Origin of the sequence: Campylobacter novaezeelandiae, assembly GCF_004323845.1 — a bacterium.
Lineage (GTDB): Bacteria > Campylobacterota > Campylobacteria > Campylobacterales > Campylobacteraceae > Campylobacter_D > Campylobacter_D novaezeelandiae.
Genome location: NZ_QPGR01000001.1, coordinates 72,251 through 85,544, shown reverse-complemented (window position 1 = coordinate 85,544; position 13,294 = coordinate 72,251). Strand labels below are relative to the sequence as shown.

Annotated in this window: 11 protein-coding genes; 5 read left to right on the top strand and 6 right to left on the bottom strand. The window is 27.4% G+C overall.

The genetic code is table 11. The annotated features are described in order from the left end of the window. Positions 1-65: 65 nt before the first annotated feature. From DU473_RS00390 to ftsZ, 3 genes are read left to right on the top strand one after another with little or no spacing between them, the layout of a single operon-like run. Positions 66-1,553: a peptidylprolyl isomerase gene (locus DU473_RS00390; protein ID WP_131163320.1), complete on the top strand. Its 1,488-nt coding sequence runs from the start codon at positions 66-68 to the stop codon at positions 1,551-1,553. Positions 1,554-1,555: 2 nt separating this feature from the next. Beyond that, positions 1,556-2,935: a cell division protein FtsA gene (ftsA, locus tag DU473_RS00385; protein ID WP_131163319.1), complete on the top strand. Its 1,380-nt coding sequence runs from the start codon at positions 1,556-1,558 to the stop codon at positions 2,933-2,935. Between the two features lie 12 nt (positions 2,936-2,947). Beyond that, on the top strand, positions 2,948-4,060 hold the full coding sequence (gene ftsZ, locus DU473_RS00380) for a cell division protein FtsZ (RefSeq protein WP_131163318.1): 1,113 nt from the start codon (positions 2,948-2,950) through the stop codon (positions 4,058-4,060). Between the two features lies 1 nt (position 4,061). On the opposite strand, the gene DU473_RS00375 is transcribed toward ftsZ, so the two are convergent. From DU473_RS00375 to DU473_RS00360, 4 genes are read right to left on the bottom strand one after another with little or no spacing between them, the layout of a single operon-like run. Beyond that, a complete protein-coding gene (locus tag DU473_RS00375) occupies positions 4,062-4,868 on the bottom strand; it encodes an adenylosuccinate lyase (RefSeq protein ID WP_131163317.1) in 807 nt (268 codons plus the stop codon). After that, positions 4,831-5,589 (bottom strand): arginyltransferase, encoded by a 759-nt coding sequence (locus DU473_RS00370; RefSeq protein ID WP_131163316.1) that lies wholly within the window; start codon positions 5,587-5,589, stop codon positions 4,831-4,833. The genes DU473_RS00375 and DU473_RS00370 overlap by 38 nt, the downstream gene beginning before the upstream one ends. Further along, positions 5,589-5,807 (bottom strand): hypothetical protein, encoded by a 219-nt coding sequence (locus DU473_RS00365; RefSeq protein WP_131186350.1) that lies wholly within the window; start codon positions 5,805-5,807, stop codon positions 5,589-5,591. The genes DU473_RS00370 and DU473_RS00365 overlap by 1 nt, the downstream gene beginning before the upstream one ends. Then, positions 5,804-7,249: an acetyl-CoA carboxylase subunit A gene (locus DU473_RS00360; RefSeq protein ID WP_131163314.1), complete on the bottom strand. Its 1,446-nt coding sequence runs from the start codon at positions 7,247-7,249 to the stop codon at positions 5,804-5,806. The genes DU473_RS00365 and DU473_RS00360 overlap by 4 nt, the downstream gene beginning before the upstream one ends. Positions 7,250-7,403: 154 nt before the next feature. Between DU473_RS00360 and ftsW the strand changes: the two genes are divergently transcribed. Then, the gene (gene ftsW, locus DU473_RS00355; RefSeq protein ID WP_131166081.1) at positions 7,404-8,567 is read left to right on the top strand and encodes a putative lipid II flippase FtsW; all 1,164 of its coding nucleotides are present in this window, start codon (positions 7,404-7,406) and stop codon (positions 8,565-8,567) included. After that, positions 8,561-9,580, top strand: a complete 1,020-nt coding sequence (gene murG, locus DU473_RS00350; RefSeq protein WP_243830443.1) for an undecaprenyldiphospho-muramoylpentapeptide beta-N-acetylglucosaminyltransferase — start codon at positions 8,561-8,563, stop codon at positions 9,578-9,580. The genes ftsW and murG overlap by 7 nt, the downstream gene beginning before the upstream one ends. On the opposite strand, the gene DU473_RS00345 is transcribed toward murG, so the two are convergent. Both DU473_RS00345 and DU473_RS00340 read right to left on the bottom strand, forming a co-directional pair. Continuing rightward, positions 9,575-10,042 (bottom strand): hypothetical protein, encoded by a 468-nt coding sequence (locus DU473_RS00345; RefSeq protein ID WP_131163311.1) that lies wholly within the window; start codon positions 10,040-10,042, stop codon positions 9,575-9,577. The genes murG and DU473_RS00345 overlap by 6 nt on opposite strands. Further along, the gene (locus tag DU473_RS00340) at positions 10,042-13,287 is read right to left on the bottom strand and encodes a cytochrome c biogenesis protein (RefSeq protein WP_131163310.1); all 3,246 of its coding nucleotides are present in this window, start codon (positions 13,285-13,287) and stop codon (positions 10,042-10,044) included. Before DU473_RS00340 ends, DU473_RS00345 begins: the two co-directional genes overlap by 1 nt. Positions 13,288-13,294 lie beyond the last annotated feature (7 nt).

Here is a 13,294-nt window from a genome sequence, read left to right as displayed (position 1 = left end):
AATTAAACTACACTTAAACACTAATTTGATACAATTACAAGCTATAAAAATTGTCAAGGAGTTTTATGCTTACTTGGATGCAGCATCATAAAAAATATCTTGTTGTTACTATATGGATTAGTGTTATTGCTTTTGTTGGAGCTGGATTTGTTGGTTGGGGTGCTTATGATTTTAATTTAAATCGTAATTCGTCTGTTGCCGTTGTAGGAGATGAAAAGATTACATTTAGCGAATTTAATACTAAATACAATCAAATTTATAATTATTACAATCAAATTAGTAACAATACTCTTAATGAGCAAAAAGCCAAAGATTTACAGATTGACCTTGTTGCATTAAATACCCTTATAGAAGATAAACTTTTGCTTAATTTTGCAAAGAATATAGGTTTGGATGTTAGCAATGAAGAAATAATACAAGAATTAATAAAAACTAAATTTTTTCAAGACGAACAAGGAGATTTCAATAAAACATTTTATTATAATATTTTAAGGCAAAATAATCTTTCTCCAAAAGAATATGAACAAAGTGTTTATAATGAATTGCTTATTAATAAACTTAATGATATTTTTAATTTAGCAAATCAAGATCAAGAGTTAAAAATGTTAAGTTCAAGTTTTTTTATGCAAGATTTATTGAGTATTGAAATAATAAATTATGATAAAAATCAAATTAAAATTGAAGAAAATGAACTTGAAAAGCTTTGGCAAGAATCAAAAGAAAATTATAAAACGCAAAAAGTATATGAAATTTCATCTTACTATATAAAAGAAAATATGAAACAATATAGTGATGAAGAACTTTATAATTTTTATAACGATAAGGATAATAAATTCAAATATAAAGATACTAATGGAAAAATATTAGACTTTAATAATGCTAAAGAAAAAATTTTAGAAGATTATCGTTTAAACGAATTAAAAAATATTGCTAATAGAAAATTTTTAGACTTAAAATCTGGAAAAATTTCTTTTCAAACAGATTTAAATATTACAAAAGATGATGTAAAATATCCAATTGAAAAATTAAAAAAAGCAACTAAAAATGAAATTCTTAGACCTTTTGAATTTGAGGACGGATTTATAATTCTTAGATTAAATAAAGTAGATCCTATAAGATTAAAAACTTTCGAAGAAGCAAGAAATGATGTTTTAGAGCAATATTTAAATCAAGAGTCAAGAAAGAAAATTCAAGAAATAGCTCAAAATAAAATAGGTAATTTTAAAGGTAGCAATATAGGTTTTGTAAGTAGAGATTCTTCTAGAAATTCTCAAAAATTAGATGAAAATACTTTAAATGATGTAGAATTTAATTATTTTTTAATGAATGTTTTTAATTCGGATCAAAATAGCTCATATGTTATTTTAAGCGATACAAAAGCTGTTGTTTATAAAATAAATAAACAGAAATTATTTAATGAAGAAAATTTTAAAGAATATAAAAATATATTAGAACAAAATTTAAAAACTTTAAAAAGCAACGAACTTAAAAAAGAACTAGTGGAACAATTAAAAAAAGAATATCCAATAAAAATTTATTATAAAGGGAATTAATTTTGAATATATTAGGAATTGATTTAGGTTCAACACAAACTTGTGCAATTATTGCTCAAAAAGACGATGAAGGGCTTAAAGTTATAGGGTTTGCAAAAGCAAAAACTAATGGAGTAAAAAAAGGTGCGATTACTAATATAGAACTTGCTTCAAAATCGATAGAAGATGCGGTAAAAAGTGCCGAAATGATGTCTGGAGTGCATTATGATAAGGTTGTAGTGTCTATATCTGGAGCTTATACTAAAAGTGTTGATAGCACAGGGGTTGTTAATATTCCAAAAGGTGAAATTACTATTAAAGAGATTCATCGCGCTGTTGGTACTGCCAAGCATACTGCTAATTTGCCAAATGGTTATGAAATAATTCATGTTTTACCTTATAATTTTAAAGTAGATGATCATGAATTTGTAGATGATCCTTTGGGAATGAATGGAAACCGTTTAGAAGTTTCTACTCATATAGTAATTTCTCAAGAATCTCATATTAAAAATCTTAAAAAAGTTGTAGAATTAGCAGATTTAAGAGTTGATAATATAGTATTATCAGGTTATGCATCTTCTATAGCTTGTTTAGATGATAGCGAGAAAGAATTGGGGGCTGTACTTATTGATATGGGCGGTGCAATTTGTGATATGATTGTCCATGCTGGAAATTCTATAAGATACAATAGCTGTTTGCAGATTGGATCGATTAATATAACTCAAGATTTATCTATGGCCTTGCACACTCCTTTAAGAGAAGCTGAAAAGATAAAATTAAATTATATATCTTTAAGTCAACAACCAAATGCTTTGATACAAATTCCTTCTATGGGAGATGAAAGAAAAGTTAATGAAGTATCTTTAGATGTAATTTCGAATGTTATTTATGCAAGAGCTGAAGAAACTTTAATGATTTTAGCAAAAATTTTAAGTGATAATCGCTATATAAATTCAATAGGTGGTGGCATTGTTTTAACTGGAGGAATGACAAAACTAGCTGGAATTGATGAACTTGCTCCAGCAACTTTTGATAATAAATCAGTGCGTTTGGCAACAGCTAGAAAAGAGCTTATTAGTGGGTTTAATGAAATTTTTTCTGATCCTGAAAATACCTGTGCTATAGGTTTATGTCTTTATGGTGCTGGATATTTTACACCTTATGAATTAGATTCTAATGAAAAATTAAGATATAAAGGAGAAATTGAAAATTTTAACAAACAAATAAAACAAAGTATAGCTATTGAAGATATAGATGAAATAAAAGATGAAAATTTTAGTAAAAATTTACAAGAAAATGATACAATTTTTATGCAAGAACAAGAATATGATTCTAAAGATATAAAAGAAAAAAAACCAAGTATTTTTACTAATCTTTGGCATAAAATTATTAATCAATTCTAAGGGAGAACTTTTATGAGTGAATATTTAGTAGAGGAAATGCAACATTCAAAAGGTGCTAAAATAAAAGTTATAGGTTGCGGTGGAGGTGGTGGAAATATGATCAACCACATGGTAAAAATGGGTTTAAATGATCTGGATTTAATCGCCGCAAATACAGATGCACAGGCAATATCAAACTCTTTAGCAAAAACTAAAATTCAGTTAGGAGAAAAAAAGACAAAAGGCCTTGGAGCAGGAATGCTTCCTGAGGTTGGCGCTGAGAGCGCTAGAGAAAGTTTTGAAGAAATTAAAACTTCATTAAGTCAAAGTGATATTGTTTTTATTGCTTCTGGTTTTGGTGGAGGAACTGGAACAGGTGCAACCCCTGTAATAGCTCAAGCAGCAAAAGAAATTGGCGCTTTAACTGTCTCTGTAGTTACTATGCCTTTTAAATTTGAAGGAAAACAAAGAAAAAAATTAGCCGAAAGTGGTCTTTTGGAGCTTAAAAAGGAAAGCGACTCTATTCTTGTTATTCAAAATGAAAAACTTTTAAGCATTGCAGATAAAAAAATTGGAATTAAAGATGCTTTTAAACTCGTTGATGATATTTTAGCTCGCGCTGTTAAAGGTATGGTTTCTATACTTTTAGATAATGGGGATATTAATGTAGATTTTGCAGATGTTAGAACCATTATGAGTCATAGAGGTTTGGCATTAATGGGCGTAGGAAGTGCTCAGGGTGAAAATGCTGTAGAAGAAGCTTTAGCTAATGCAATCGAGTCTCCATTATTAGATGGTATGGATATTAAGGGTGCTAAAGGGGTTATTTTACATTTTAGAACTAGTTCAAATTGTTCTTTAATAGAAATCTCGGCTGCAGCAAGTAGTATAGAAGAAATTGTTGATGAAAATGCAAAAATTATTTTTGGTACAACAACAGATGATAATATGGAAGATAGAGTTGAAGTTACTATTATTGCTACTGGCTTTGAGGATAAAACTTATACTAATAATACCAATAAAATAAACGAAGAAAATGCTCCTAAGAAAAACTCTTATATTATTAGAAAAGCAAGTGGGGGTTATGATGAAGAAATGATCAATGCCTTAGAAACTCCTACTTTCTTAAGAAGACAAATGGATTAAATTAAGCGTTATTTTTATATAACGCTTTTAAATTATCATAAGCTATCTGAATTTTTTCAAATTGTTCTCTTGCATGGAATTTTTCTATTTTGCTTTTATTTTGATTGAAGTCTGGATGGTATATTTTAACCAGCATTAAATATTTTTGTCTGATTTCACTCAAATCATTTTGCGGAGTGCATTGTAGAGTTTCAAAATAGTTATTAAAAAGCTTAGCCAATGCATTAAATTTCCATTTGAGATTTTCTTTATTTTTAACACTTTGACGAAATTGCTTATACTCTTCTTGATTGATGCAAAAATCTATACAATATTTTAAGTGTTCATTTTCATTAACAAAAAGTTCAAAAAGTTCTAAAGTATTTTCATTTTTATACTCAAGACTTAGTGTGCAGTTTAATTCATTGTATTCTGTTTTAAAATCTTTAAAAAAATTTTTAACATAAACAATGAAAAGTTTTTCATTGGAGCTTAATTTCATAAGAATATTTCCTGGTATAAAATCTATTTTTATGAAAATTATAGGCTTTAGCATATTATTTTGCTTAAAATTTAATCTAAAAGTTTTAAAATGCGCTTTATCCAAATTTTGAATACTTTCATTAGTATTTTTTCTGTATTTTTGGTCAAGAACTTTTAAAAAATATCTTCTTTGTGGAATTTCATTTTCTTCAAAAAAAGAAAAAATTTTATTTTTTCTTCCTATTACTTTTGAGAAATTTTTAGTAATCAAATCTTTAAAATAATGAAAAACGGTAATATCGTCAGTATTAACATTTATCGATTCTAAAGTTTGAACAACTTGCATCTTCACTCTCCCATAAATTAGCACATTCATTGGGTGTGCTAGTAGATTTTAAAATTTCATTTGGTGTAAAATCGACTTTATAGGATAAAGATTGACACTCTCTTACAAAATATCCCAAATAAATATATTTTAAATTTTCATTTTGTGCAAGTTTTATTTCATTAAAAAGGGAGAATTTTCCTAAAGATAAGTGCGAAAAATCAGGATCATAAAAACAATAAATACTAGAAATTCCATCATTTAAAATATCTATTAGATCAACACAAATTAATTGATTGTTTTGATAAAAAGCTAATTCATAGCCAAAATCAAATGCCCCATCAACATAAAGATTGTAATATTGTCTGAAATTTAAATCATATCTTTTCCAAGATCTCTTTTTTTCCATAAAGCGATGATATTTTTCATACAAGAAAAGGTGTTCATTGCTTAAGGCAGGCTTTCTTAGTATAATTTTAGTTTGAGAATTTTTAGAAATAATTCTTCTTTCATTTTTGGAAAATTTATACAAATTGGCTTTAATTCTTAAACTTAAACATTCATTACAATTTTGACAAATTGGCCTTGAAAAATATTTACCAAAACGCCTCCAACCTCTAGAAATTAATTCTTGATTTAGTTCTTTTGAACAATTGAAAATATATTTATATTCTGTTCTTGAATTTCTATCATTAAGATATGGACAAAGATCTTCTAAGGTGCAAAAAGCTATTTCATCCATTAATAAATTTTCTTAATGTCAGAATTATTAATAAATTCTTGAAATTCATTAATAAGCTTTTTTTCTTTTAAAAATACCTCTTCTAGAAATTTATCTTGTTTATCTATTTTTTTTTCATTATTTTGAGTACTTTTTAAATTTTTATGATTTAAAACAGAATTTTTATTTTCTCTTTGCATTTCTTTTTTGATACATTTTAAATCATCTAAAAAATTCATATATGTTCCCTTTCTTCTCTAATTTTTTTAAGAGTTGCAGCAATAGCAGCTATAACCTCTTCTTTGTTATTTTGATGTCTATCTTCTGTTTTTTCAAGTAATTCTTGCATATGGGTATTGATAAAAGATGTATCAAAATATCCTCTTCTAAATTCTCTTGTTTTGGTTATGGCGATTAAAAAAGGGATAGTAGTTCTAACTCCATCAATTACAAATTCCTTAAGAGCTCTTTCAAGCTTATTAACGGCCAAATCATAGCTTGTTGCTTTAATGATAAGCTTTGCAAGCAAAGAATCATAAGAAGGTGGAATAATATAGTCTTTATAAATATGACTATCAACCCTTACAGAAGGCCCAAGAGCTGGATAATATTCGTTGATTTTTCCAGGGTTTGGAATAAAATTTTTCCATACATTTTCAGCAGTAATTCTTGCTTCTATAGCAAATCCTCTAGGCTTAATATCACTTTGCTCAATATCAAGTATCTCTCCACCAGCTATACGAATCTGACGTACTATTAAATCAACCCCAGTAATTTCTTCTGTGATGGGATGTTCTACTTGAATTCTTGTATTCATTTCCATAAAATAGAAACGATTGTAATCATCAAGTAAAAATTCAATTGTCCCTGCATTCGTATATCCTACTGCTTTAGCCGCAGCAACAGCAGTAACACCCATTGTTTTTCTAAGATTATCTGAAATTCCTGGACAAGGAGCTATTTCTATTACTTTTTGATGGCGTCTTTGTATAGAACAATCTCTTTCACAAAGATGGATAATATTGCCGTAATTATCCCCTAAAATTTGAAATTCAATATGTCGTGGATTAATGATATATTTTTCCATAAAAATTTCATCATTTTTAAAAAAATTAAAAGCTTCCCTTTTGCAAGATTCTAAAGCACTTTCAAGTTCCTCTTCTTTATATACAACACGAATTCCTCGTCCCCCTCCTCCTGCGCTAGCTTTTAAAATCACTGGATAACCTATTCTTAGTGCAAGGGTCTTAATTTCATCTAAAGAATAATTATTTAATTTTTCAGTTCCTGGGATTATAGGAATTCCATTAGAGTTCATTAAAGCTCTTGCAATATTTTTATTACCCATTTTATATATCACTTCTGATTTAGGTCCTATAAAAATAATACCAGCATCTTCACATGCTTTAGCAAATTCATGATTTTCACTTAAGAATCCATATCCTGGATGTATGGCATCAGCTTTGCATGCTTTGGCAATTTCAATAATTCTTGTGATGTCTAAATATCCTCTTATGGCATCAGTTCCGATACGATATGCTTCATCTGCAATTTTAACATGTAGACATTCTTTATCTGGTTCTGTAAAAACAGCAACACTTTTAATGTGTAAATCCCTGCAAGCCCTTATAACTCTTACGGCGATTTCGGCTCGATTTGCAATTAAAATCTTATGTATCATTTATTCGCCTTTTAATTAAAATAATAAATCTATTATATAAAAATATTAGTAATAATTTTATATAATAAATGTTTTAATAAATTTCCAATGAAAGTATATCTATAAATAATGATATTAGAAATTAAAAATATTTTAATATTTAAAGCTGTAACCAATGTTAGCTGATAAAAAATTATTTTATTTAAGTTCTATTTTAATTATTATAGGCATAGTCTTTTCTTACTCATTAACTGCTTTTACTGTGCTTTATTTTGAATACAGTGAATTTCATTTTTTTATAAGACAACTTTTCTTTGGGATAAGTGGAATTTTGATTATGTTTTTTATTTCACGCCTTAATCCTAATTCTAATAATGCAAAAAGAATTATTTTAGCTCTACTTATAGTTTCTTTTCTTTGTATAATTATTTTGCCTTTTTTACCAACTGCTTTAGCTACGGCTAGTGGTGGGGCTAAAAGATGGATTAGAATAGGACCTATTTCGGTATCCCCAGTCGAATTTTTTAAAATAGGACTTATTTATTTTCTTGCTTGGTCTTATACAAGAAGAATAGATGACAATAAAAAAGCTATTAAACATGAAATTTTGATTTTACTGCCTTATTGTATTGTTGCTAGTATAGTAATTGGTTATATTTACATAACACAAAATGATTTAGGACAAAGTGTTATTTCATTTTTTCTTATTCTTGCTTTGGCTTTTTTTGCTGGAACAAGTAAAAGATTATTTGCTTTTAGCACTATTATTATTATTATGATAGGCATTATGGTAATTTTTAGCAATCAAAGAAGAATTCAGAGAATTATTAGCTGGTGGGGAAATATACAAGATGCTTTTTTACCTCTATTGCCTAATTGGATTGCTTCTAGCTTAAGAGTAAGTGTTAATAATGAGCCCTATCAAATCTCTCATTCATTAAATGCTATAGCACATGGAGGATTTTTTGGAGAAGGTCTTGGACTTGGAATTTTTAAATTAGGTTTTTTAAGTGAAGTTCATACAGACTTTGTTTTGTCTGGAATTACTGAAGAAATTGGACTCTTTGGATTGGGTTGTATCTGTATCATTTATCTTTGGATGATTTTAAGAATTTTTAGAATTGCCGGAAGATGTGATAAAAAACAAGATTTTATTTTTTGTTCAGGCATTGCTTTGCTTCTTTTATTTTCTTTTTTTATGAATGCCTTTGGTATTATATCCTTAACTCCCTTAAAAGGTGTTGCTGTGCCACTTCTTAGTTATGGAGGAAGCTCTATGTGGGCTATTTGTATAGGAATTGGTTATGTTTTAATGATTTCTAAAAAGGTAAAATTATGATAGCAATTACAGGTGGAGGCACTGGAGGACATTTAAATATAGCAAAATGTTTATTGCAAAGTGCTAAAAAACAAAATATAGAATGTATTTATATAGGAAGTACTCATGGACAAGATAAACTTTGGTTTGAAAATGAGTTAGATTTTAAGGCAAAATATTTTTTGGACTCAAAAGGTGTTGTAAACCAAAAAAAAATGGCTAAATTTAAATCTTTATTTAAGATTTTGCAATTAAGTACAAAATGTCGTGAAATTTTTAAAGAACATCAAATAAAAGCTGTTTTTAGTGTAGGTGGATATAGCTCTGCTCCAGCATCTTTTGGGGCAATTATAAATCATATTCCTCTTTTTATTCATGAGCAAAATTCTAAAAAAGGAGCATTAAATTCTCTTTTAAAACCTTTTTCTAAAGCTTTTTTTAGCTCTTTTGAACCTATATTTTGTTCTTATCCTATTGATGAAAAATTTTTTCAAACTGCAAGAATAAGAAAAGAACTTAAAACAATTATATTTTTAGGGGGTTCTCAAGGAGCTAGCTTTATTAATTCTTTAGCTCTAAATTTAGCTATAAAACTTAACGAAAAAGGTATTAAAATCATACATCAGTGTGGAAAAAATGAATTAGAACTTTGTAAAAAAAAATATGAACAATTAGACATAAAAGTTGATCTTTTTGCTTTTGATAACAATATAAGTGCTAAGATAGAAAAGGCGGATTTGGCTATTTCAAGATCTGGGGCAAGTACGCTTTTTGAACTTTGTGCTAGCACTATTCCAGCTATTTTTATACCCTACCCTTATGCAGCTAAAGATCATCAATTTTTTAATGCTAAATTTTTAAAAGATCAAAATTTATGTGAAATTTTTTTACAATCAGATCTAGATGAAGAAAAATTACTTCAAGCAATTCTAAATTTAAATTTAGAAAAAATATCTACAAATTTAACAGATAAAATAAAACCAAATGGTGCTGATGAATTAATTTTATATGTTAAAAATACTATTAATTTATGAGGCACCACTATCTTCTTTTATTTTTCTCTTAGCAAGACCCATTTGTTCATAAGCATCAATTTCTTTTTTATAAGAAGCAGATACTTTCTTTAACTCTTTATTTAAAAAACTTATAGTCTGAGGGCTTGCACTATTATTGGAGCTAAGAGCTGCAATAAAATCTAATTTCTTTTTTGTTGCTTCATCTAGCTCTTTGGATTTTTTGCTACCGAGTTTATGTACACTCATAAATAATTGAGCAAGGGCTTTTAAATCTTCATCACTTAAAGAGGCATCTTTAGCAGTAGCTATCATTTTGTCTAAATCTGTATCAAATACCTTAGTTTTTTTTGCAACTTTGTTATTTGATGTTTTGAGTTTTTTATTTTTTTTGCCATCATTGATAATAAGATAAGCTATTATACTTAAAAAAATCAAAAGTAAAATAGCTGCTATTAAAACAATAAAAAATACTTGATGCATTATAATTTGCTAACAAAATGACGCTTTTTATAAGCTAACAAACTTAAAACTATCATCATAAAAAATCCCCAATAAACATAACTTGGAATTTGAACAGCCTCTCCAGCGGCATAAGAGTGCATACCAACTAGAAAATAATTTACCCCAAAATATGTCATAATAATTACCCAATAAGCAAACATTGAGCTAACTGCAAAATTATACTGATTGCATAATTTTGGAATCATTCTAATATGAAGTATAGCTGCGTAAATGAGTATGCTAATTAATGCCCAAGTTTCTTTAGAATCCCAGCTCCAATATCTACCCCAGCTTTCATTAGCCCAAATAGCACCTAAAAAATTTCCAGCAGTCAGTAAGCAAAGTCCTAAAATCATTGCCATTTCATTTATTCTTGTTGCTTCTGTAATATTTCTTAAGATATTTGCGTTATATTTGCCTCCATCTTTTAAAAAACACATCAAAACTAATGTAAAAATAGCAAGTAAAGCACAGAGTCCTAAAAATCCATAACTTGCAGTAATAACAGAAACATGAATTGTAAGCCAATAAGAATTTAAGACTGGCACTAAATTAGTAATTTGAGGATCCATTTCACTTAAATGCGCCACAAAAAGAACTATACCTGCTAAAATTGAAGTTAAAGAAAGAGCTATAGGACTTTTTTTAGAAAAGAAAATTCCAGATAAAGCTAAAGCCCAAGATATATAAACCATACTTTCATAAGCATTGCTCCAAGGAGCATGGTCAGCTAAATAAGCTCTTAAACATAATCCTATACTATGAATAATAAAGACTATAATATTTAAAATATATACAATTTTAAATATTAAATTAATTTTAATATTAGAATTTAACATTTTAGTTAAAACTAAGATTAAAAGTAAAAGACCCGCTAGTAAGTACACAGGGATCAATTTTACAAATAATTGTAAATGATTTGTAAAAATTTCTATAGAAATTTTAGTTTGATTTGGCATAATGCTTCCACCAAATTTTTCTTGATATTTTTCAATTAATTCTAAAGCTTCATGTGCCTTAGACCAATCATTTGTTTTAATACTATCTTCAACGGATAAGAAATAATTTTTTATCAAATTTAAAACGATTAAATTTTCTTCTCCTTTGGTAACTTGCATTGCTGAAAAAGGCGCAACCCAGGTATTATTTTTATCATTTTGAAGAGGAATAAATTTAAACAATTCTCCACTAAAGATTAAATTTACTATATTTGCTCTTTCGTCAAGCTTGATAATTTCTTTATCTAAAACTCCTCTAGTATTTGGATTTTTACGATTTGCATTTTCAACATATTTTAAAAGAGCATAATTATTATCTTTTGTAAAAAAGTCCATATAGCTAATATATGGCTTACTAGGAATATTTAATATTTTTGAAATTTCTTCATTAATTGCTTTGTTTTTAGGCATAATGATAATAGGCTCTCTCGCCCAAGATTGCACATCAATAAGCATAGAGAGCATAACAGCACTTGCATCTTGGTTTTTGTAAGTTGTTTTTTTATAAATTTTTTCTAAAACTTCTTTAGCTAAAGTATCAAATGGAACCATTCTTCCACCAGATTTTTGAACTATAAGGTGACTTAATTTTTGAGCATGTTCCTTATTGATAACTGGTATATTGCTTATATTATTTTCAAAAGCTTCTAGCTTATTAATACCCAAAAATAAAAAAGCGAACAATAAAATTTTTGCAGAATTTTTAAGAGCATCTTGATTGATAAGTTTTGCTAAAGTTCTAAATCTTGAATGAGGATTTAAAAAATTTAAAAACATTCCTAAACATAATAAAAAATATCCAATATAGGTTGGAATTTTTCCAGGATCTTTATTAACTGAAAGTATTGTTCCTTTTTCATCTTGATCATAAGAACTTTGATAAAATCTATAACCTCTGTAATCTAAAACATTATTCATGAAAACCCTATAATCAAAACTTATATTATTATCTTCAATTTTAATCTCACTTGCGTAAGAAGCTGGAGACATAGAACCTGGATATCTATCAATTATAAAATCTTTTAAATAAATCGAAAAAGGTAATTCTTGAAAAGAGGTTGTCCAAGAAATAAAGAATTTTTGTCCGTTAAGTTCAATAACTTTTGGTTTGTCATACTCAAAAACGTAAAATTCCTGTTTTTGACCTTGATATGAAAGTTCAAGTTTCAAAGCATTGTTTCCATTTAAGTTTAGTGCTTGATATTGAGTGCTCATGGCAAAGGATTTAAAATTTTCTAACCAAGATGCTTTCCAATTATGAGGCTCTCCAAACCAAGAAATAATTAAAGTTCTAAAGATTTCAAGCCAAATATTTTTAAACCAAATTAAAAAACTTTCATCTTGCGGTCTATTATCCCCATTTATAATTTCTTTTGCATGTAAAGAAGCAAATTTTATAACAAAACTTAGATTATTAATTTCATAAAGCCTTTTTTCTTTAGCATTTGCTTTAGAGTTAACTTCAAGATGAGAATTGATTCTATCTTGCATACTTAAAAAATTCAATCTTTCACTAGAGCTTAATTCTAGATTTTTATTAATTTTAACAAAAGGAGCTCTAACTTCATCATTCATAAAAGAAAAATTAATACCATCTATATTTTTAACTTCATTTTGTTTTAATTTAATTTCTTGATTTTGTCCATCTTTTGCAAACATTAACACTAATAAAGCATTAGAAGAATTGAGATCTTCTATATAAGAAACTTTGGCATTTAAAATAAGATCTTTATATTGTAATATTGCTTTATCTTTATCAAGATTTAATTCAAGCTTTAAAGAATTAGCAAAAGGCAAAACAGCTATATCCTTATCGGATGCTATTCCATAAACTTGTTGATTTTTAAGTGCTGAAAATTTAATAAAAGATTTAGAACTTTCAATATATGAGTTTGAATCATTTTCTCTAATATGAAGCAAACCTTCAAAACCTCCATATCTTGTCATAATGGAGCCTATTAAGATAAATAAAAAAGAAAAATGAAATACCATTAAAGGTATTTTCTTAATTTGAAACATTTTATATCTTAGCATTCCAAAAAATAAATTAATTCCCAATAGAAATTGAATTAAACCAAACCAAAGAGTTCCATAAATCATAGCCCAAGCAGTTGGAGTTCCATAAGAACTTTCAATAAAGGTTGCTAAAGCGCAAAAAAGCGCAAAAAGTAAAAAAAGTAAAATAGAAATTTTTAAATCCCCAATGCTTTTAATAATATTTTTCATTTTTATC